This is a genomic window from Pseudomonas sp. 5C2 (assembly GCF_034314155.1).
Classification (GTDB): domain Bacteria; phylum Pseudomonadota; class Gammaproteobacteria; order Pseudomonadales; family Pseudomonadaceae; genus Aquipseudomonas.
Genome location: NZ_JAVIWH010000002.1, coordinates 1,384,513 through 1,405,775, shown reverse-complemented (window position 1 = coordinate 1,405,775; position 21,263 = coordinate 1,384,513). Strand labels below are relative to the sequence as shown.

The window sequence follows — 21,263 nt, the reverse complement described above, 5'->3', positions numbered from 1 at the left end:
GTTATCCCTTAACCGCGCGGCGAAGCAGTGCTGGCAAGTTTGGCCGCAAGCTTGGGCTCGACGGGCTTCAAGTTGCTGGCTTCGAGTGCTTGACGTTGCTTGTGCAGGGCGGCTAGGGTTTCGGCGCTGGCCATCATGGCTGTTTCAGGGTCTACCGCTTGCCCCGGGCGAACCCGTTGCAGGCCCTTGACCACGATGGTGTCGTCTTTGCTCAGGCCGCTGCGCACAATGCGTAAACCTTCGAGTTTCGGACCGAGTTCCACGCTGCGGTAGGCCGGTTTATTGTCGGCGCCCATGACCAGCACGAATTTCTTGCCAAGATCAGTGCCGACTGCTTCGTCATTGATTAGCACGGCAGAGTAAGTACCGCTGCCTACCAGCTTGAGACGGGCGTACAAGCCCGGAGTGAATTGGCCGTCGGTGTTATCGAAAACCGCACGGCCTCGGATGGTCCCGGTTTTCGGGTTGACCTGATTGTCGACGAAATTCATCTGGCCCTGATGCGGGTTGTCGCTTTCGTTCGACAGACCGAGGAATACCGGCGTGCTTTGGCCGCGCTGGCCTTTGCGAGCAAGCTCGGTGTATTTCAGATAAACCCGCTCATCGGCATCGAAATACGCGTAAACCTTATCGGTGGACACCACGCTGGTCAGCGGCGTGACATCCGCAGTCACAATGTTGCCAGCGGTGATTTCGGCGCGGCTGACGCGGCCACTGATCGGCGAAGTTACGCGGGTAAAGCTCAGGTTCAACCGAGCCAGATCGAGTTGCGCCTGGATGGCATCGGCGCCGGCTTTCGCTTCTTGGGCGGCGCTGTTGCGCGAGTCGGCGAGTTCGGCGGAAATAGCATTGCTGGTCAGCAGGCGTTGGCCACGCTGGGCTTCATTGCCACTGCGTGTCAAATTGGCGCGAGCTTGTTGCAGTTGGGCTTCGAGGCGACGAACTTCAGCCTGGAAAGGACGAGGATCGATCTGGAATAGCAGGTCGCCTTTCTTGACCAACGCACCTTCAGTGAAAGCAACTTGATCAATCTGGCCAGAAACCCGTGGGCGGATTTCAACGGTTTCCGGCGCCTCAAGGCGCCCGGTGAATTCATCCCATTCATTGACGGGCTGTTCCAGTACCTTGGCCACGGTGACTTTTGCAGCTGCCGGAGCCACAGTCGCAGCGGGATCGCGACCACAGGCGCTGATCACGACCAAGGCCAGGGCCGCAAGAGGGTAGCGCACGTATTTGAATGACTGTGCCATGGGAATAATCCGTCAAATTGTTAAGTTGGCGGATTTTGTTCTGGCGGGTTGTATTGCACGAATCGAATGGGTTGAAGGTCAGTATCATTCAGAATGATATAGACCCGTCGATGAGGCTCTAGTTCAGGCTATCAGGGTCACCAAAGAACATCTGAATACGCGAACGCAGCCATCGTTCCCCTGGGTCATTGTCCTGGGAGCCACGCCACGCCATGTGCAGCTCAAAGCTACGCGTTTCAATCGGTACCTCTTCAGCGCGTACGCCGCCGGCGGCGGCCAGTACATCAGCGGCATAGTCCGGAACGGTCGCCACGATATCGGTACCGGCCAGCAGCGAGGCCAAGCCATTGAACTGTGGCACGGCCAGCACAACATGACGCTTGCGCCCGATTTTTTCCAGGTACTCGTCGATAAATCCGCTTAAATCACCCGAGAACGAGACCAGGGCATGAGGCCGTGTGCAGAAGTCATCCAGGCTGAGTGGGCCTGGTACCGTGTCCGCGCGCAACAACTTGGCCCGGCTAAGGCGCAGCACTTTTCGTTTGGCATTGGCGGGCAGATCCATGGTGTAGCTGACGCCAATGGAGATTTCGCCAGAAGCGAGCATCGCGGGCATCAGGATGTAGTTGACCCGTCGTACCACCAGCACAATGCCTGGGGCCTCGGAGCGCAGACGCTTGAGCAACGAAGGCAAGAGTGCGAACTCCGCGTCGTCGGACAAGCCGATGCGGAATACGGCTGTGCTGGTTGCAGGGTCGAATTCTGCCGCACGACTGACGGCCGTGGAGATCGAGTCGAGCGCGGGGGAGAGCAGCGCGAAAATGTCCACCGCGCGGGCAGTTGGTTCCATGCTGCGTCCGGTGCGCACGAACAAAGGATCATCGAACAGCCCGCGCAGACGTGAGAGCGCCGCACTGATCGCGGGTTGGCCCAGAAACAGTTTTTCTGCCGCACGAGTAACGCTCCGCTCATGCATCAATGTCTCGAAGACAATAAGGAGATTGAGGTCAACGCGACGCAGGTCATTGCGATTCATGAAAGATGATCTCGGGCCATTTGTCGATGCGAGAGGCCATGCCAGCACTCAGGTGTGCGGCCTATCCGCTCAAACACAGTGGCTCGGATAGGCAAACGCGACGTGAATAGTACGAGGAATCAGTAGCGTTCTGCAGTGATAAATTCAACGCCGGTACATTAATCATCAAAATCATAGTGGATCGCGATATAAAGCGGCTGCAAGACGCAAGAAGGCGTTACACCGGGCATTATCGGGTGCCCCGCGAAAGCACTTGTTCGGTCGACGTGTACGGGTGGGTTGCAATGTCGCGATTAGGTGCGAACAATGCCCCCATAAAAGCTGATTTTTTTGTTTTCTGCAGCCAGATTTGCGCCACACCGGCGCAGCAGAATCAATGACATGCATGTCGACTATTAATAGCCACTGATAGTGTTCCCGGTAAAGCCCGGATAAAGTTCATGGCATTAAAGGTTCATAAGGCGAGGTTCGAAATGTCCCGCACGATCCGTTTTCATCAGTTTGGTCCAGCCGAGGTCCTCAAGCTTGAGGAGCACCCTGCTGCGCTGCCAGCACCCGGTGAGGTGCAAGTGCGCGTAGAAGCGATTGGTATCAGCTGGTATGACGTGCTCTGGCGGCAAAATCTGGCGCCATCGCACGCTCGGCTGCCCGCCGGCATGGGTCATGAAATGGCCGGTGTGGTGTCGGCAGTAGGCGAAGGGGTTGATGATTTGGCCGTGGGTGACAAGGTCGCCAGTTTTCCTGCGGTCAGTCCCAATGAATACCCGGTGTATGGCGAATTGATTGTGCTGCCACGCCTGGCCTTGACCCGTTATCCGGATGTGCTGAGCCCGATTGAAGCATGCGTTCATTACACGCCACTGCTGATGGCTTACTTTGCGTACGTCGACCTGGCACACATCAAGCCAGGGCAGACCGCGCTGGTAACCGACGCCAGTCACTGTGCCGGTCCGGCATTCGTGCAATTGGGTAAAGCCCTGGGCGCAAAGGTCATTGCTGCGACCAAATCTGCTGAACAGCGTGATTACCTGCTGTCGCTGGGCGCAGACAAAGTCATCGTCACGGAGGAACAGGACCTGTTGATGTCCGTCAACAAGTACACCGACAACCGGGGTGCCGATGTGGTGCTCGATGGTTTGGGGGGGCCGCAGATGTCGATCCTCGGCGATGTTCTGGCTCCGCGTGGCAGCTTGGTACTTTACGGTTTACAGGGCGGGAATCAGACGCCATTCCCGGCGTGTGCAGCGTTCCAGAAAAACATTCAGTTCTTTGTACATTGCCTGGGCAACTTCACCGGCAAGCCGGAGCTGGGCATCACTCAGGACGAAGCCGCCGTGCAGCGGGCGTTGCGTGACATCAACCAGCTCACGGCTGATCGGGTTTTGCTGCCGCAGCCTACGCGGGTATTTCCCTTTGCCGAGGTTGTTCAGGCTCATCGTTACATGGACGGTTGTCCCATCGGCGGTCGTGCCGTGCTGCACATCGAACAGGTTTAAATACGGACGTTTATCAACGCCACTGTGCGGGCGCCTCTCAGAGAGTGGTTGCCCTTAAGCGTTCGAACGCGTCACTGGGTAAAAATTGAAGTCTTCCCGTGACGCAAGAGGGTTTTTTTGTTGTACCTGCTGCACACCCGGTAACGAAGTAACTTCTTGTATCACTGTGCCGTACGTTTAATGCGCTACAACCCATCGTTATAAAATATATACACGCCGTTTAGTGTCGTTTAAATAACGCGCGTCAATCCTGCAACTGTAGATTCGACCTACAATGCACGCGTACTCAGTGGGCTCGGTAATTGCCGGTACATCACTGAAGTATTAAACACGTGTGTTTGTTATTTAGTCGCGTTTGTCAGCCTCTGAACTGCGCTGCTTTTTACTGCGTATCTGTACCTTGCAAACACCTTGGAGACATTGATAATACGTCGGTAATTATTGCTCAGGGAATGAGTCATGGTCGAACAACAATATTTTTCCAGCCCTTCATCGAATCAACGGCCTCAGGCCGACAGCTGGGCGGGCGTGCTTATCAGTCCACTCCGAGGGGCTGCCGATGTGGTTATTCGTCTGTCAGGTGCCGCGCTATGAGTTCTATCCATGAGCAGGCAATGAATTATGTTTACCAACAAGTATTGCAGCGCGTACTCAGTTACTTCACCCGCGCCGAGCGAACAGCGCTTCAGTTACTGATCCAGCGTTTGATCGTGGCGGCCGGGGGAATTGAACGCATCGGAAGTTTCAAAGTAATGATCGCGTTCGGCGGCGGTAAAGACAGCGCCTACACCGTTGCTTTTATGCGGGCTGCGCAATTGAGTATCGCGGGCAGGTCGCCAGCTACCTTCAACTTGCGAGTCGCCACCCTGCGCCACGCAGGTATAACGTCGGCCGTGATGGGTAATATCCATCGCAGTTATTCGGCGTTGTTTCTCTATGACGACCCGCGCGTAGAAGTGTTGATGGTCGATCAACAACAGATTCGACCCTTTCGCGTGGACTTGCCGTTTTCCACGGCGGGGCGTGAGTGCAACCGCTCGGACATGTTATTGACGGGGCATATGACCGCGGGTGACGCTCGTGCGACGTTCTGCAATAGCTGTTACTTGGGGCTGGGCGATTTTTTTGCGCGCGCGGCGTGTTGGGGTACGGGTATCGATGCGTTAGTCAGCGGAGACTCACGCAAAGAGCAAAAGCAATACGCGGCATGGGTCATGCGCCTTGCCGAAGGCTTGGAGGTCCCTGCCTCGGACTGGAGAAATCAGAGTTTCAATGGTGTGCTCAAGACGCTGAACAGTGTCGGTCATGCTTACTATCGCGAGCTGTATGAAGAAGGCGCCGAGCCTGCGGGTCGCCTCGTGGCGTACCCTAATAAATCCGTTGTCCCTGCATTCATTACTATCTTCGATCTGGTCAGTTGCAAAGCGGATGATCATTGGCCTTTGCTGACCGATTTCCTGGGATTCCAGTTCGATGACCTTGCGTTCAGCTTCAGCGAATCCGATTGCGCCAATCCAATGCTGATGGCGCATATGCGTGGCTTGCAGGCTCACTATGTACGCGGTCGTAGCTACCAAGAAGGGATTGCCGAATACCTGGAGGTTGCAAAGGGGTTGATGTGCAAGAAGCAAATGCCCGAGCGCTTGATTGAACAGGCCATGGCGGCCTATGACGGCAATCAAAACATCGAAGGACGCCGTGCACTTGCATCGGCGCACGCACAGGAGGCATTCGGCCTGAATGACGCGCAGTTGGTGTGCCTGTTGTTCGCCCCGTTCGTGGATTCAGGTCGCGCCCTGGAAGCATTCCTGCGCCGTTGTCATCCGGGAATGCTGGTCGCGTTGCCTGACTTGCACAAAGCGTTAATGGGCCTGCAAGTCCCAGAGCAAGTCCTGCAATGGCTGATCGATATCAGTGGGTTGAGCAAAGTCGGCTTGCAAAGCCTTTACCGTAAAAAAAGGGTGGATTTCGGCGATCAGACATCGCTGATCGCCAGGGTCCGCGCCAGTGACCCCGATAAGCGCAGCATTGTGACGGTCGACCCGAAAACGGGCGAGGCCACGGCCGAAATAGTATCTGGGCGCTAAGCGTGATCCTCATGCCGGCAGCGACTCCCGGAGATTGACAGGCGGAAGTTGCTGCGGGCCCGCGCATGTTCTCTGGGGCGGCGATTACGCATAGACGGGGTACAGCTTATGAAAAACAGCGCTTCCAACTTTGCTTATCAGGCCGTGTATTGCTACCTCAACCAGCTGATTGGTGAGGTTAACAGCGGTTCCACGACCAAATTACCGTCATTGCGCGACCTGGCCAAGCGTTTGAAGGTGTCCATATCGACCGTTCAGTACGCCTATTGCTTGCTGGAAAAAGAGGGCCGGATCCGCTCCGTACCCAAATCTGGCTATTTTGCGTTGCCCTGTCTGATGCCATGTCCCAATGGACAACATGACGAAGACCTCCTGGAAAAGCTTTACGCCAATGCTCGTCGTCCGGGTATGTTCGTGCTCAGCGATGATGAGCCGACGATGCTGTCATCGCTCGAAAATCCATTGCTGATGCTCGAACGCGAACTGATTCGTCATTACCCGCGTCAGCTCAACCTGCAGTTCCAGCCCTTTGGGGTACTGGAGTTACGCACGGCGCTGGCCGCACGTTACACCTCCTGTGCGCAGCATTGCTGGCATCCAGACAATGTCTATGTCGGGGCGGATTTGCGTGGGGTGCTGAAAATAGTCCTTGATGCACTGGGGCTTCGGGGCGGTACGGTGCTGGTGGAGTCGCCTTGCTCCTGGACTATCTTGCGCTTACTGCAATCGTTCGATATCCGCGTGATCGAGATGCCACTAGACAATAGCGGTTGCGTGGACCTGCCTTGGTTCGACCAAACAATGCTTCAGGAGGACATTGGTCTGGCGGTCCTGCCGTCAGTGCCTTGTTCGACACAAGGCAGCTTGATGCAATTGGAAAACCGTCAACAGCTCGCCCGTCGACTGAACCTGAATGGCATTTGGGTTCTGGAAAACGACAGCCTCGGCGAACTCTGCTTCGAGCCGCCGGTGGGCCGATTGCGTGACTGGATCAACCCCGAGCGCTTGTTAGTGTTTTCCGCCTTCGACAAGATCATCGGACCTGAAGCACCTTATGGGTATTTGCTGTGCAAGCATTTCAGTGCTGAGTTGCAACGGCACTTTCTGGTGCGCTCCTTCTGCCTGCCACCCATTCGCCAAAAAGCCATTGCGCGGCTTTACAGCTCTGGACGCATCGATCAACACATCACCGGACTGCGGCGCCTGTTGGAGGATCGCATGCTGACCCTGGCCAGCCTGCTGCATGAGCGTGCGGGGGCCAGCTTGCGTTTTAACCTGCCCGGAGGCGGTGCTGCCATTTGGGCCGAATGCGTTCGGCCGGTGAACATGCGCCGCGTGTTTGACCGCCTGCTCAAGCGGCGGATTTTTATCGCGCCCGGTGAAATATTCAGCCTGCAGGGCTTGCATCAGCAAAACCTGCGGATCAGCTTCGCCTTCGATTGGAATCAGGACATTGGCACGGCGCTCAACACGCTGGACGACCTGTTGCGTCAGGAGAGGCTGTAGTCCCATAGCCGTCCGTGCCCGGCCACTGATCCAATTGTATTTGCCAGCGCCGGGCCATAGCTGGTATCTGTATGCCCATCCAGTACCGGTGCTAAAACGGCTTTTCCTCTCCAGTGACACTCGATCCTATCCATGACGCCAACGTTGATGACTCCAGCTATGGGGTGGCCGTGCGTGCCTTGTGCGAATTCACGGCCAAGGCGGGCGACCTCGATTTGCGTTTCACCCCGACGCCTACGGCACTGGAAGGCATGGCCGGACACCGCACGGTGGTTGCCCGACGCGGCGAGGCCTATCAAGCCGAAGTCCCACTCAGCGGTGACTACCTGCAACTCAAGGTTCGGGGCAGGGCGGACGGTTACGATCCGGTACTTAACCAACTTGAAGAAGTAAAAACCTACCGAGGCGACTTGAGTGCGATGCCGGCGAACCACCGGCAATTGCACTGGGCGCAAGCAAAAATCTATGGCTGGCTGCTCTGTCAGCAGATGAAGCTGGGCGAAGTCACGCTGGCGTTGGTCTATTTCAATATCGTCAGCGAGCAGGAAACGTTGTTTCGCGAACGCTATACGGCAAACGCGCTTCACGTTTTTTTCAACGAGCAATGTGCGATTTTTCTGCGCTGGGCCCAGCAGGACCTGGCTCACACCCATGCCCGCAATCAGGCCTTGGGCGCGCTGGCGTTCCCTCATCCGAGTTTTCGCACAGGCCAGCGAACGCTGGCAGAGTCGGTTTATAAAGCGGTCAGCACCGGCTGTTGTCTGATGGCTCAAGCGCCGACGGGTATCGGCAAAACGGTGGGCACACTGTTTCCAATGCTCAAGGCCGTCCCTGGGCAAAAACTCGACAAAGTGTTCTTCCTCACGGCCAAGACCCCAGGGCGCAAGCTGGCACTGGACGCCTTGAGTGTCATTCGCCGCAGCGCACCGGATCTGGCCCTGCGCGTGCTGGAAATGGTGGCCCGGGAAAAAGCCTGCGAACACCCTGACAAAGCGTGCAACGGCGACTCCTGCCCTCTGGCCAAGGGCTTCTATGATCGTTTACCGGCAGCACGCAACGCCGCAATGGACAAACCATGGCTCGATCAAGCCGGCGTGCGTGAAGTCGCCCGTCAACATCAGGTTTGCCCGTATTACTTGAGCCAGGAACTGGCGCGCTGGGCCGACGTGGTGATCGCTGATTACAACTATTACTTCGATCTCAGCGCCTTGCTGTTCGGCCTCAGCCAGTTCAACCAGTGGCGCGTGGCGGTGTTGGTGGACGAGGCGCACAACATGGTCGAGCGCACGCGGCAGATGTATAGCGCCAGCCTAGACCAGCAGAACCTGAACACCCTTCGCGACGGTGCACCTGAGGCGCTGAAGAAGTCCCTGCAACGGCTCAACCGCGAATGGAATGCGTTGCACAAGGATCAGGTGCTCGATTATCAAGCCTATCCCGTGACACCTGCGCGGTTTTTGCAAAGCTTGAATGTGTGTGTGACCGCGATTGGCGACTATTTCAATGAGCATCCCCACGCCGTCGATGGCGCATTGCAGAGCTTCTACTTTGAAGCGATCCAGTTCGCGCGGATCGCCGAGTTGTTTGATGAACATTTTGTGTTCGATATCAACAAGCGCGAACGGGGTGGAAAGCGCAGCCTGTCGCGGTTGAGCCTGCGCAACGTGGTGCCAGCCGGCTTCGTCCGCCCACGTCTGACGGCAGCGTGCAGCACCGTACTGTTTTCCGCGACCTTGAATCCCCGCCGTTACTACGCTGATCTGCTCGGTCTGCCAGGTAATACCGCGTGGGTCGATATCGAGTCGCCGTTCTCCCGGGAACAGCTGGACGTGCGCATCATCAGTCAGATATCTACCCGATTCACCCATCGACAGGCATCACTGGCACCTATCGTCGAATTGATGGCCTCGCAATTTCAGGCGCAACCCGGCAATTACTTGGCCTTCTTCAGCAGTTTCGACTATCTACAACAGGTCGCTGAGCTGCTGCATCAGCTGCATCCACAGGTTCCGTTGTGGCAGCAATCACGCGGCATGACTGAAAGCGAGCGGCAGGCGTTTCTCGATCAGTTCACCTTGAGCAGCCAGGGCATCGGATTTGCCGTGTTGGGTGGGGCTTTTGGCGAAGGCATCGACTTGCCGGGCGCTCGATTGATCGGTGCGTTTATCGCCACCCTGGGCCTGGCTCAATTGAATCCAGTGAATGAGCAGCTCAAACAACGAATGGCTGCGCTGTTCGGCGCCGGATACGACTACACCTATCTATATCCCGGCGTACAAAAAGTCGTACAAGCTGCGGGCCGGGTCATTCGAGGTCAGGATGATCGTGGGGTAGTGATGCTGATCGACGACCGTTTCGCCGAGCGCAAGGTGCAAAATTTGCTACCTGCCTGGTGGCAGCTGTAAAACGTTCAAGGCCTGACGGATAGATAGCTTAGCGTAGCGGTCAAACTGCCAGTAAACTGCCGCCTCATAGCTCCCCTGCATCTGTCGGGGTGTTGCACACAGAACTTGTTCTTTTTTGTCTTCTTCCCTCCATGGAGGTTTCGTATGAGTCTCAGTCCATTTGCTGGCAAACCAGCGCCAGCAGAACTCTTGGTTGATCTTCCGCGACTGGTAACGGCCTATTACACCGGCCAACCTGACGCATCGGTTTCCACCCAGCGCGTTTCGTTTGGCACGTCGGGTCACCGTGGCAGTTCTTTTGAGCTGAGCTTCAACGAATGGCATGTTCTGGCCATCAGTCAGGCTATCTGCCTGTACCGTCAGGTCAATGGCATTGACGGTCCGTTGTTCCTCGGCGCAGATACCCATGCCTTGTCGACACCGGCCAGTGTCACCGCGCTGGAAGTACTGGCGGCTAACGGCGTGCAGGTCATGATCGCCGAAAATGACGAATACACACCCACGCCGGCGATTTCCCACGCCATTATTTGCTACAACCGAGGCCGCACTTCCGGCCTGGCCGACGGTATCGTTATCACCCCGTCGCACAACCCGCCGGAAAGTGGTGGCTTTAAATATAACCCGCCCAATGGTGGCCCGGCAGATACCCACATCACCAAATGGATCGAGGCAAAAGCTAACGAGCTGTTGGCTGAGAAGGTGCTGGGCGTCACTCGTATGACCTATGAAAGGGCCTTGCGTGCAGACACCACCCACCGCCATGACTACCTCAATACGTATGTCGCTGACTTGAAAAACGTCATCGACATGGATGCTATTCGCGGCGCAAATCTACGTCTGGGCGTTGACCCGCTGGGCGGAGCCGGGGTGCATTACTGGTCGGCGATCGGCGAGCATTACGGTCTGAACCTGGAAGTGGTCAATCAGCACGTCGACCCGACGTTCCGCTTCATGTGCGTGGATTGGGACGGTCGCATTCGGATGGACCCGTCTTCAAACTTCGCCATGCAGGGGTTGATCGGCCTTAAGGATCGCTTTCAAGTCGCATTCGCTTGCGACCCGGATCACGACCGTCACGGCATCGTCACCCCAACGGGTGGGCTGCTGGCACCGAACAATTATCTGGCGGTGTCCATCGATTACCTGTTTCAGAACCGTCCCCATTGGCGTGCCGATGCCGCCATTGGTAAAACCGTGGTCAGCAGCGGCATGATTGATCGCGTGGCCAAACGCCTGGGCCGACGCCTGTATGAAGTGCCAGTGGGCTTCAAATGGTTCGCCGATGGCCTGTTCGATGGCTCCCTGGGTTTTGGAGGCGAAGAAAGTGCTGGCGCCTCATTCCTGCGTCGGGACGGCAGTGTCTGGACCACCGACAAGGACGGCCTGATCCCGGCATTGCTCGCCGCCGAGATCACCGCCCGTAAAGGCCGCGACCCTAGCGAAATCTATCAGGACCTGACCCGGGAACTGGGCGAACCGTTCTCCACTCGCGTGGAAGCCAAGGCTAACCCTGAGCAAAAAGCGCTGCTGAGCAAGTTGTCGCCCGATCAGGTTAAATCCACAGAGTTGGCCGGTGAAACGATCCAGAGCATTCTCAGCCATGCACCAGGCAACGATCAGGCCATTGGCGGCTTGAAGGTCATGACCGAGAACGGCTGGTTCGCAGCACGTCCTTCGGGCACGGAAGACATTTACAAGATCTACGCTGAGAGCTTTATCGGTGAAGACCACCTCAAGCGTCTGGTGGCAGAAGCGCAGGTGTTGGTAGATGCGGCCATCGCACCGAGATGATTGGCAATTTATAAAGGAGGAGAGGGCGAGAGGAGGGTAGATCATGGCTGCCGCGCGGCGTTCTCAACATACGAATCAAAGGTCGATGTTCGAAGCGCGGTATAGACACCCCGGTCTCAAAGCGGCTATCACAACTGAGTAATTTCGAAGAAGTACCCGATTTTTTGACTTCTGGCTTCCCAAACGTAGCGGATGTGTTTGCCCTGCACCGGTATGGATACCGCTGGAGGGCGGAAAGCGGCTATGCACTCATGCCCATTGGCGCGAACGCTGTTGTACAGGAGCCCCCATGATTTCTCCTCACGGAGCTTTTTGGCAAATGCTTGTGCGGGGCTATAGTTGGCAGGATCAGGGTCATGCAGGTGAGCAAAGCCTGCGCGAATATCGTGCATCGGCTTGACGACCTTGTTCACGTAGGTGCGCATGGTCAGCTCGACATCCGGTTCATTGGTCGCAGCGAGGAATCGTTCCTGGTGGAAGCTGGTCTCGGCGATGGCTGCTCTTTGGCTGCTGGCCGCGTAGTAGATACCGAACGTTCCATCGGTGAACCGACTGATCTTTCCAATATGCGTGAACGCGGCCATAACAGGCGTTGAACCGTGTCCGGATACTCGGTCTTCAGGGGCTACCCGGCTGATAAGGCCCACTTCCTCGGCCAGTCGGTCATTGGTCAGAGACTCCAGTGCATACGACATTTGCAGCTCAGCAGGATCCAGGATGTCTTCGAAGAGGGTGATCGGCGGGAACGAACTGCTGATCACACGGTAAGCACTGTCCCACACGGGTATCTCCAACTTCTCAGCCATTATCCGCGGACCCCATCCAGATAACGGCGAACATCTGCAATATCGACCACACGACCGGCCAGCATGTATTTCAGCGCCGTCTGACCGTTGAAGGGGGCAGCCGTGTTCGGACTGTTGACCCAGGCATACACGCGGTCGCGGTTATTGCTGAATATGATGCTGAGCGCCTTGTGAATGCCCATCAGGTAAGAGATGCGCTCCAGCGTATCGTGCGGCAGCCGCACGCTTGGAATGCGTCGGTATTTGTAAAAGGTCGTGGTGCTGATCGACCCCAGCAATGCACGCTGCTGATCGACTGAGCAGTTCCAGTGTTCCATGAGACCGAAAAAAACTTCAGCGCGACCCGCCCGGCCTCTGGGCTGTCAATGTCATGTGTAGCGCTATGGGCGTGGCTTGCCGTGACCATGAGGACTCTCCTGAGAGATAAATTACTAATCCCAGTGTATTACGCATACGAAAATAAACAAGCCATGTGTACGCATGCGTAAGCTATTGGCGGGCGACTGGATTGAATCAGTTAGCCAGATCACCCTCAAGGAGCATCTCAACGACTTCATCGTCCGCTGGGCGCAGAGATGCCAGATGATCGGATTGGAGCTTTAAGACCTTTCCACGTGTCATTTTCCAACGTGGTACTGGTGCCATATCCCAAAAGAGCTATCTCCTTATGGATAGTTCCCTTGTCGTCCGCTTGTAATACCGTTGGCGTCACTGTCAGTGACTCCCCGCAGGCTGGAGAGTGGCTGACCATAGTGCATGACCAGCGCCCGAGCACGGACCATGCTCCAGTAGTACGATTTAACGCCCCTGCGAGTACAGCTACCGTGCATGTCGCTCGGGAGGCGGCCGGGTGCAGATATACCCTGACAGTCACGCTCAGTCGGACATCGTTTTCTGTTTCTCACCGTGGCGCGCTAACAGGACCTGCCCATCCCAATCTGAATCTGCGGCTCCTTCGCTCCGGGGGATAAGTCGCCCTCCGTCAAGAGCGGCGGCTAGCGTGTTGCGCGGTGCATTCACATCGGACTGTGTCGACGTCAACGTGATGAGGGATAGTGGATGATAGAAACGCTCCTCCACAACTGAACCCATCCAGAGCGGTACGGTACGCCCGTTCGTGAGTTCGAAATCGACGACCCACATTCGAAGCACGAGGCGTGAACGGGTAAGTGCTCCATCACTATTTGGTCGAACGAGCGTCAGGCTGGGGAGGCGGCCACTCGCGAAAAGTGGAATAACCGGAAGGCCTGTTGGGTCGGCTGGGGCGGTAAGCCAGTTCAGGGCATCCACCGGTGTCCAGTCCGCCGAATTAAGCCATCCGTTGCGCTGCAGGGCATCTTGCAAATCCTTCAGGCCTCCGGCCCACTGGAACGTCAGCGGCTCATTCGTCTCGCCAGTGAGATCGATACGCCGTGCCGGCAGTTGCTGCCAACCCGACGCCCACCAATCGGTGGCAGCCATATACGGAGTTCCCACCTTGACGGCGTAGCGGTCGCTGTCGGTCGCATGACTGTTATAGATATTGAGTCCTCCGGTAAGAATCAGAGCTGAACATCCGGCCGCGAGTAGGCTTCTTGGCTCAAGGCGCCTGGCTTGGCGTCGCAGGTAGGACAGTCCGAGCAGCGCGAGCCACGCGGATCCGAATGCCAGTCCCCCGAGCACGTCGGAAAGCCAATGCGCACCAAGGTAGAGGCGTGAGAATGCAATCAGAAACACCAGGGTTGCCGCGCCGAGAGCAACCACGAGACCCCATGCCGGGCGGACCTCGCGCGCGATGAGAAATGCGAGGAAACCGTAGAGCACGACATTGACCGTGCTATGGCCACTGGGGAAGGAAAATGTGCTCCATCCAGAGTAGAGAAGCTCACCGGGTCGAGTTCGATGCAGCGCAACTTTTATGACAGTGTTAAGAACCGAAGCGCCGGCAATCGCAACCAGCCAATAGGCTGCTGTACGCCAGGCGCGTTGCCACATCAGCCACAGCAACACAACAATCGTGACCGCTATCACAACCTTGGTGTCTCCGAGCTCTGTAACAGCGATCATCACCGCATCGCCTGGCACTGTACGAAGATCCTGAAGAGCGTGGTATATCGCGCTGTCTGCGAGCAGCAAGGGGTCACCGGTGATAAGAGCCAGGCTGCTCCGACGAGAAATACAGCCGACAACGCGAGAGTCCGTGCTTCGGGTCGTGAAGGATCAAGTAAATGGGTGAGACTGCGGCTCAGTCGGGTGTCGTGAGTGCCAGCCCAGCGCTGCAGCCGCCCTAGTGCGTCGATGAAGAAAGGGACGCCGCGACGCACCGTAAAACGTACGATATGCAGGAGCGCCCAGCCCATTGCGAGTAGAACGACCAGCAGGATCGAGAGCGGCTTTGCGGCTGCACCGAGAATACTGAACGTTGCACCGAGGAGCACACCGGACAGAATATGCGACGGAGCCCAAGCGAGCGCCGAGGCAACATTGACGGCATAGAACCGACTGACCGCCATTCCCATCATGCCTGCGAGGAGTGGAATGAAGGCGCGGACGCCCGGAACGAAGCGCGCTAGAAACACACTTTTGGCGCCGTGACGCGTAAAAAATGCCTCGCTGCGTTCAATCAGTTCAGGATGCCGGTTCAACGGCCAGAAACCAAGAATCTCGCGCTGGTATCGATGCCCGAGCCAGAAGGAAAGACCATCGCCTGCTATGGCGCCTAAACTGGCGGCGACCAGCAATGGCCAGAGCAATAACACGCCACTCGGCACCAAGGCACTGAGCGCAAGGATCACGGCTGTGCCTGGAACGACGGCACCGATAATAGGGACTGATTCGGAAAGCGCCAGAAGAAACACCGCCAGGTAGGCGACATGCGGATGCGCCGTCAGGAACTCGATGACCGATGAGACCAAGGACGTCATCATTCTTAGGCTGCCTGTAGAATGCCGGTGATGAAGCAACCAAGGTGCATATCTTCCCGATTGGCTGCGCAACCATTATGAAGCCGGTACCACGGCAGCGAAACTCCACGGCGAGTTTTTAAAGCGTACAACATGCAGGGGCAACGTTGGTAAAACCAATACATTGAGTGCAGTTGAGGTCACTAAGCCATCCAGGCACCGGTTCCGACGCAGATCACATTCGCCAGAGGCAATCACCGGAAGGCTACGCTTCAGGATTGCCTCGTCGCTCAGCGATTCTCATCGTCCCACTCCACCGGATGAGTCAACAGATAGCTGCTCACGGCGGCACCTACAGTCGGAAAAAACGCGTGCTCGCCAAGCCGTGCGAACAGCCCGAATCGCTTGAGCTTGTCCTTGACCGGGTCTTTCATTTCAGCAACGCACAACTCGATTTCAGCAGCGTGCAGGGTTTCGATCAATTCCGCCAGCATGTCGGCAGACGTCACGTCCACACTGGTGACCGGTTCCGCCGCAACGACCAGCCAACACACGGGAGTAGGGGAGGCAGCCACCGCATCCAGTACTCGATCCTGGAACAGCTCGGCATTGGCGAAAAACAAGGGGGCGTCCCAGCGAAACAGAACCAGCCCTGGGATCAGGCGTGCGCCTGGATAGCGCTTGAGGTCATGGTAGCCCTGAACGCCCTTGACGCGTCCAAGAACCGCTGAATACGGACGCCAGCCATCCCACAGGAATTCGATGACGGCAATCACGATCGCAAGGCCGATGCCCTGAATCGCGCCGAACACGGCCACGCCAACCGTACAGACAATTGACAGCCAGAACTCCCAGCGCTGGATGCGATAAATTCGCTGCAGGTCGCTGATCTCGATCAAGCCAATGGCCGATGCAATCACCACAGCAGCCAATGCGCTGGTGGGTAGATGCTGCAGCATGTCTGGCGCCATCACCAGCAGCAAGGCCACGGCAAGCGCGCCGACGACGCCGGTCAGCTGGGATCTCGCCCCTGCCGCCTCGGCCACAGGCGTACGTGACGAACTGCTGGAGATGGGAAGGCCCTGAAAGAGTCCTGCGGCCAGGTTCGCGATGCCAAGCCCCACCATTTCCTGGTTCGGGTCGACATAGGTGCGGGTCCGCGCCGCATAGACACGCGAGAGTACGCTGGTGTCGGCGAACGAAATGAGGGCGACGGCGCAACCGCCGATCAGGACGGGGACGATATCGGTGGTTTTGATCCAGGGGATGGCGAACGCAGGCAGGCCTTGCGGAAGGGAGCCAAGGGTCAGCACGCCAGCGCGCGCGTCAAGGCCCAGCACGCCAACGACAACGGTCGCCCCTGCCACGGCGATCAGAATGCCAGGCAGGCGCTGGTTGCCCTTGAGCAGCAGGATTACTGCCAGTGTGACCGCACCGACCATGAACGTGGTCCAGTTGGTCTTTCCCTCCACCACCTCTGTGGCGATGGCCCACAGGTTTCTCAGCGGGCCGTCGGTTTCGATCGAAAAGCCAAAGAGTTTGGGCAGTTGGCTGATCAATACGGTCAGGGCTATTCCGTTCATATACCCGTAGCGGATTGGTTTGGAAAGAAGCTCGGTGACGAAGCCAAGACGCGCTACCCCGGCCAGGATGCATACCGTTCCCGACACGATTGCCATCATCCCCGCAAGGACGACCGCACGCTGTGGGTCGCCGCCGGAGAGTGGCAGGATGACGGCGAGGATGACTGCAACCAATGAGGAGTCTGGGCCCAGCACGAGTATCCGACTAGGCCCGAACAACGCGTAAGCGAGTAGCGGGACGATGGTCGCGTACAGGCCATAGATGCCGGGGAGGCCTGAAGCTTGCGCGTAGGCGATGCCGACAGGCACCAGCATTGTGGTCAGCACCAGTCCGGCCATGATGTCGTGCCGCAACCAGGCTATTTGGTATCCGCGCAGCGTGTTGAGCCCCGGGATCCAGCGACCCCAACCGGCCTGATCGCCCGCCTTCACTCGCAGTGCAATCCGCCCCGATTCCGGGAGGGGGGGCGAAGAATTAGAATCGCTCATAAAGCCGTGGCCCCCCAGGTGAGCAGCACTGATGCGTTGAAGTAAGGGCAATCGCGCTTTGAATTGCTGAAAAAAGCATAGCTGCTCGCGCAGCGTACGCTTCAAAGGCTTCGGTGAACATCTTGCGCGGGCAATGGAGGTCAAGCGTTGAATCGAGTTGTTTTCGATCAGCGCGACGCTCGCGATGGACGCATAACATTAAGCGTTGAAATCAGAAAGGTGTGTTGCCCGAACGGTTAAGTAGAGCCTCTGACTTGTTGCTTTTTGAGTGGTTTAAAGGGGCAGGAATCAGACCATCAATTGAGTTCAAGCTGTCCGCTAAAGGCGGCCCGCCACCGCATTGGCTATGCTTCGTCGAGATATCACACCTCGACGATTTTCCACATGGCTGGGGGGCGCAAAAGCGTCAGTAGTGCCAGTCGCAAATGCGGCAAAGGAGCACTCGAAATGACATCTAGAACAGGTCGATCCAAAGGCAAAGAGGTCAGCAGTGCCGCTGAAGCACCAGCCACTGACGCTGCACAAAAAAAGGCGACAAAGAAGGTACAGAAAAGCGACGCCGGTAAAGCCACTCCAAAGAAAACCTCATCTGCTCGCGCTTCCGGAGCGGCTCAGGGGCGCGTGTTGAATGTCAGGCCTGACGGGCTGGACTTCCGAGACAGCATGTATGTCCCCACCTTGGTGGAGGTTCCGATACGAAGGGAACTCAGCGACTACCAGAAGGCAGGTGTACCGATTCTGGACCAAGGGCGTGAGGGCGCCTGTACCGGATACGGTCTTGCGACAGTTGCGCACTATCTCTTTCGTACCCGTAAGTACCAATCTGACCAGACTCAGGTGAGCCCACAGATGTTCTACGACCTGGCCCGTCGCTACGATGAGTGGGCCGGTGTGGACTACGAAGGTTCAAGTTGCCGTGGCGCAATGAAGGGTTGGTACAAGCACGGCGTTTGTACGGCAGCGCAATGGCAGTCCAAAAGCAAGGTGCCGGCGCTGACCGAAAAACTTGCGCAAGAGGCGGCATTACGTCCGTTGGGCGCATATTTCCGTGTCAATCATACGGATATCGTGGCCATGCACGCTGCAATCGCCGAGGTCGGCGTGTTGTATGCCAGCGCCACTGTACATGCCGGATGGAGCGAGGTCAGTGCTGACGGCTATATCCAGCCGTCATCGGATATCCTCGGTGGCCATGCCTTCGCGATCGTGGCGTATGACCAGGACGGCTTCTGGGTTCAGAACTCCTGGGGGGAGGCTTGGGGCCTCGGAGGGTTCGGTCGCGTGCGTTATGACGACTGGCTCACTAACGGGTTGGATGTCTGGGTAGCGCGGCTTGGCGCCCCCATCAACGTGACAGCGGTGGCGCGTATTGCCAGCCCGACAATCGGTACTGCGGCGGTGTCTTCCAGTGAGACGCTCAGGGAAATTCGGCCGCATGTCATCAGCATCGGCAATGATGGCGCGCTCGACCCTCGCGGCGACATTGGCACCACGCTCGGCAGTGTGCGCGAAATTCTCGACGTGGACTTTCCACGAATCACCGAGAAGTGGAACAAAAAGCGCATCGTCGTCTATGCCCACGGCGGGCTCGTCAGCCAGGCCAGCGCGATTGAAACGGTCGCGGGCTATCGACAGACCCTGCTTGATGCAGAGTGCTATCCACTGGCATTTATCTGGAAAACCGACTATTGGACCACCCTGAGCAACATGCTGGCTGACGCAGCCCGGCGCCGGCGCCCCGAAGGCGTCCTGGACGCAACAAAGGACTTCATGCTCGATCGTTTGGACGATGCTCTGGAACCCATTGCGCGCCTGCTGACTGGCAAATCCGAGTGGGATGAAATGAAGAAAAACGCGCTGCTTGCCACCGTTAGTGCCGAGGGTGGTGCACGGGTGGTAGCCGAGGGGCTCGCGGTGCTTGCGAAACAGGGCGTAGACATCCATCTGGTGGGACACAGTGCCGGGAGCATTTTCCTCGCGCCGCTGGTGCAATACCTAGTGTCAAAGGGTGCCATGAATAGTGGTCCGATGGCAGGTAGCAAGGTGGACGGACTTGGAGCAACGGTTGCCAGTTGTCACCTGTGGGCGCCAGCCTGCACTGTGAAGCTGTTCCAAGAGACGTACCTGGAACCCATCCGTGATAAGCGCATTGGGCAGTTCGGCCTGTTTACCCTGACGGACCAGGCCGAACGCGATGACAATTGCGCGCATGTCTACAACAAGTCTCTCCTCTACCTGGTGTCCGATGCCTTCGAGGATCAGGTCCGCATCCCACTCATTCGTCCCGATGGTGAGCCGATTTTGGGCATGGAGAGCTTCATTCGAAGCGATCCGGCACTCAGCGGGCTGTTCCAGTCGGGAGCAAACGCTGATTGGGTGCGTGCGCCCAATGACCTGCCAAAGGGTAATCAAAGTGCCTCCCAGGCGCGGCATCATGGCGACTTCGACAATGATGAGGCCACCGTCCGGGCCACGCTGGCTCGCATACTGGGTCAGCGCCAAACGCCCCAGTCCATGGCTATTCCGCAATCAACTTCCGAGCTGGCGCAGCGCCGGCGGCAGGTGGACCGGGCCAGCACAATCGGACGCCGGTAGCTGTCCACAGGCCTCTTGTGCCAGCGCGATTTCAAGGTGTTGAGTCTGAGGATACGTCTGGGCGCGCTTCCACACATCAATCAACTCTTTGGCAGGGATGCCTCACTCCAGATGCGTTGAGTGCAGTGCGGAACCAATACTCACGCATCTGCATTTCAGGCCAGAGTGTTAAAAAATGTTATTTTAAAAAATAACTTCACATAATCAGATCATTGATAGATTATCTGACCAGCCTTTACGACAACCTGAAAACAAGACAAAACAGGATTGCCTCGATGTTCGACAAGGACCCTATTCACGCGTTGAGCGACAGCATCGCGGGCAACGCTTACGCCCTCAATGCCCTGAATAATCTCTATAACGTGGCCTGCCGTCTGCGCCTTACTGGCGCGGAATAAGCCGCTGTTTCCCTTTGGAGTACCCCATGAATAACAAAAATGTCGGTGTGGTTGGTTTGGGCGCGATGGGCCTGGGCATTGCTCGTTCGTTGTTGCGTAGCGGTTTCAATGTGCATGCCTGTGATGTGCGCGCTTCAGTGACGGAGCAGTTTGCCAGCGAGGGCGGCGTAGCCTGCTCTTCGCCATCTCACATGGCCGCTGAGTGTGACGTGATCATTACCGTTGTGGTGAACGCTGACCAGACCGAGGCAGTATTGTTTGGAGAAGGAGGGGCCGTGGCCGCGCTGCGTCCTGGCAGTCTGGTGATCGGCTGTGCCACCGTGGCGCCGACCTATGCCGTGGATTTGGGACAGCGCCTGACTGAGAAGGGCCTGCTGTATCTGGATGCACCGATCTCCGGTGGGGCGGCCAAGGCTGCTGCGGGTGAGATGACCATGATGACCTCGGGCCCGGCGGATGCCTATGCCAAGGCCGAAGCGATTCTTCAGGGCATGGCCGGCAAAGTCTATCGCCTGGGTGACGTTCATGGTTTGGGCTCGAAGGTCAAGATCATCAACCAGCTCCTTGCCGGGGTGCATATCGCGGCCTCTGCCGAAGCCATGGCGTTGGGCTTGCGTGAAGGGGTCGATGCCGACGCACTTTACGAAGTGATCACCCACAGCGCTGGCAACTCCTGGATGTTCGAAAACCGCGTGCCGCACATTCTCAAGGCCGACTACACGCCGTTGTCGGCGGTGGATATTTTCGTCAAGGACCTGGGCCTGGTGCTGGATACCGCGCGGGCCAGCAAATTCCCGCTGCCGCTGTCGGCCACTGCTCACCAGATGTTCATGCAGGCTTCCAGTGCGGGCTTTGGTCGTGAGGACGACTCGGCGGTGATCAAGATATTCCCGGGTATCGAGCTGCCGACAGCCAAGCCTGAGCCTGTTTGAGGAATGC

14 protein-coding genes and 1 pseudogene are annotated in these 21,263 nt (G+C 57.3%); 8 read left to right on the top strand and 7 right to left on the bottom strand.

The window, feature by feature from the left end; genetic code table 11:
* Positions 1–8: 8 nt before the first annotated feature.
* Both mexE and RGU44_RS07125 read right to left on the bottom strand, forming a co-directional pair.
* Positions 9–1,250: a multidrug efflux RND transporter periplasmic adaptor subunit MexE gene (gene mexE / locus RGU44_RS07130; protein ID WP_322179225.1), complete on the bottom strand. Its 1,242-nt coding sequence runs from the start codon at positions 1,248–1,250 to the stop codon at positions 9–11.
* 118 nt (positions 1,251–1,368) lie between these two features.
* Positions 1,369–2,286, bottom strand: coding sequence for a LysR family transcriptional regulator (locus tag RGU44_RS07125; protein WP_322179226.1), 918 nt, complete (start codon positions 2,284–2,286; stop codon positions 1,369–1,371).
* Between the two features lie 473 nt (positions 2,287–2,759).
* Here RGU44_RS07125 and RGU44_RS07120 point away from each other — a divergent pair, with 473 nt between their 5' ends.
* The 5 genes from RGU44_RS07120 to pgm all read left to right on the top strand — a co-directional run bounded on the left by RGU44_RS07120 (position 2,760) and on the right by pgm (position 11,571).
* Entirely contained in the window at positions 2,760–3,782 is a 1,023-nt protein-coding gene (locus tag RGU44_RS07120; protein ID WP_322216446.1) for a zinc-dependent alcohol dehydrogenase family protein, read from the top strand.
* Positions 3,783–4,372: 590 nt separating this feature from the next.
* Positions 4,373–5,869 carry a hypothetical protein gene (locus RGU44_RS07115; RefSeq protein WP_322179228.1) on the top strand — a complete coding sequence of 499 codons (1,497 nt, stop codon included), beginning with the start codon at positions 4,373–4,375 and terminating at the stop codon, positions 5,867–5,869.
* A gap of 108 nt (positions 5,870–5,977) precedes the next feature.
* Complete coding sequence (locus RGU44_RS07110; RefSeq protein ID WP_322216444.1) at positions 5,978–7,375, top strand: PLP-dependent aminotransferase family protein; 1,398 nt, start codon at positions 5,978–5,980, stop codon at positions 7,373–7,375.
* Positions 7,376–7,488: 113 nt separating this feature from the next.
* Positions 7,489–9,780, top strand: coding sequence for an ATP-dependent DNA helicase (locus RGU44_RS07105; protein WP_322216443.1), 2,292 nt, complete (start codon positions 7,489–7,491; stop codon positions 9,778–9,780).
* Between the two features lie 144 nt (positions 9,781–9,924).
* Positions 9,925–11,571 carry a phosphoglucomutase (alpha-D-glucose-1,6-bisphosphate-dependent) gene (gene pgm, locus RGU44_RS07100; RefSeq protein WP_322216441.1) on the top strand — a complete coding sequence of 549 codons (1,647 nt, stop codon included), beginning with the start codon at positions 9,925–9,927 and terminating at the stop codon, positions 11,569–11,571.
* 128 nt (positions 11,572–11,699) lie between these two features.
* Here the strand turns inward: pgm and RGU44_RS07095 are convergent, their stop codons facing one another.
* The 5 genes and pseudogenes from RGU44_RS07095 to RGU44_RS07075 form a co-directional block, all read right to left on the bottom strand.
* Positions 11,700–12,377 (bottom strand): RES family NAD+ phosphorylase, encoded by a 678-nt coding sequence (locus tag RGU44_RS07095; protein ID WP_322179232.1) that lies wholly within the window; start codon positions 12,375–12,377, stop codon positions 11,700–11,702.
* Positions 12,377–12,783, bottom strand: a pseudogene (locus RGU44_RS07090) (MbcA/ParS/Xre antitoxin family protein). The gene RGU44_RS07095 and the pseudogene RGU44_RS07090 overlap by 1 nt, the downstream one beginning before the upstream one ends.
* 470 nt (positions 12,784–13,253) lie before the next feature.
* Positions 13,254–14,423 carry a phosphatase PAP2 family protein gene (locus tag RGU44_RS07085; RefSeq protein ID WP_322216439.1) on the bottom strand — a complete coding sequence of 390 codons (1,170 nt, stop codon included), beginning with the start codon at positions 14,421–14,423 and terminating at the stop codon, positions 13,254–13,256.
* On the bottom strand, positions 14,423–15,283 hold the full coding sequence (locus RGU44_RS07080; protein WP_322216436.1) for a DedA family protein: 861 nt from the start codon (positions 15,281–15,283) through the stop codon (positions 14,423–14,425). Before RGU44_RS07080 ends, RGU44_RS07085 begins: the two co-directional genes overlap by 1 nt.
* Before the next feature lie 266 nt (positions 15,284–15,549).
* Positions 15,550–17,331: a SulP family inorganic anion transporter gene (locus RGU44_RS07075; protein ID WP_322216434.1), complete on the bottom strand. Its 1,782-nt coding sequence runs from the start codon at positions 17,329–17,331 to the stop codon at positions 15,550–15,552.
* A gap of 447 nt (positions 17,332–17,778) precedes the next feature.
* On the opposite strand from RGU44_RS07075, the gene RGU44_RS07070 reads away from it, so the two are divergent.
* The 3 genes from RGU44_RS07070 to ltnD all read left to right on the top strand — a co-directional run bounded on the left by RGU44_RS07070 (position 17,779) and on the right by ltnD (position 21,256).
* Positions 17,779–19,926, top strand: coding sequence for a C1 family peptidase (locus tag RGU44_RS07070; RefSeq protein ID WP_322216432.1), 2,148 nt, complete (start codon positions 17,779–17,781; stop codon positions 19,924–19,926).
* Positions 19,927–20,201: 275 nt separating this feature from the next.
* Entirely contained in the window at positions 20,202–20,324 is a 123-nt protein-coding gene (locus tag RGU44_RS07065) for a hypothetical protein (RefSeq protein ID WP_322179237.1), read from the top strand.
* Positions 20,325–20,350: 26 nt separating this feature from the next.
* Positions 20,351–21,256 carry an L-threonate dehydrogenase gene (ltnD, locus tag RGU44_RS07060; RefSeq protein ID WP_322179238.1) on the top strand — a complete coding sequence of 302 codons (906 nt, stop codon included), beginning with the start codon at positions 20,351–20,353 and terminating at the stop codon, positions 21,254–21,256.
* Positions 21,257–21,263 lie beyond the last annotated feature (7 nt).

What these genes read in the sequence shown, in the direction of transcription:
- ltnD (WP_322179238.1), top strand. Translation starts at nt 20,351, where the DNA reads ATGAATAACAAAAATGTCGGTGTGGTTGGTTTGGGCGCGATGGGCCTG.
- RGU44_RS07120 (WP_322216446.1), top strand. Translation starts at nt 2,760, where the DNA reads ATGTCCCGCACGATCCGTTTTCATCAGTTTGGTCCAGCCGAGGTCCTC.
- RGU44_RS07085 (WP_322216439.1), bottom strand. Translation starts at nt 14,423, where the DNA reads ATGATCGCTGTTACAGAGCTCGGAGACACCAAGGTTGTGATAGCGGTC.
- RGU44_RS07110 (WP_322216444.1), top strand. Translation starts at nt 5,978, where the DNA reads ATGAAAAACAGCGCTTCCAACTTTGCTTATCAGGCCGTGTATTGCTAC.
- RGU44_RS07125 (WP_322179226.1), bottom strand. Translation starts at nt 2,286, where the DNA reads ATGAATCGCAATGACCTGCGTCGCGTTGACCTCAATCTCCTTATTGTC.
- mexE (WP_322179225.1), bottom strand. Translation starts at nt 1,250, where the DNA reads ATGGCACAGTCATTCAAATACGTGCGCTACCCTCTTGCGGCCCTGGCC.
- RGU44_RS07065 (WP_322179237.1), top strand. Translation starts at nt 20,202, where the DNA reads ATGTTCGACAAGGACCCTATTCACGCGTTGAGCGACAGCATCGCGGGC.
- pgm (WP_322216441.1), top strand. Translation starts at nt 9,925, where the DNA reads ATGAGTCTCAGTCCATTTGCTGGCAAACCAGCGCCAGCAGAACTCTTG.
- RGU44_RS07070 (WP_322216432.1), top strand. Translation starts at nt 17,779, where the DNA reads ATGACATCTAGAACAGGTCGATCCAAAGGCAAAGAGGTCAGCAGTGCC.
- RGU44_RS07080 (WP_322216436.1), bottom strand. Translation starts at nt 15,283, where the DNA reads ATGATGACGTCCTTGGTCTCATCGGTCATCGAGTTCCTGACGGCGCAT.
- RGU44_RS07115 (WP_322179228.1), top strand. Translation starts at nt 4,373, where the DNA reads ATGAGTTCTATCCATGAGCAGGCAATGAATTATGTTTACCAACAAGTA.
- RGU44_RS07095 (WP_322179232.1), bottom strand. Translation starts at nt 12,377, where the DNA reads ATGGCTGAGAAGTTGGAGATACCCGTGTGGGACAGTGCTTACCGTGTG.
- RGU44_RS07075 (WP_322216434.1), bottom strand. Translation starts at nt 17,331, where the DNA reads ATGAGCGATTCTAATTCTTCGCCCCCCCTCCCGGAATCGGGGCGGATT.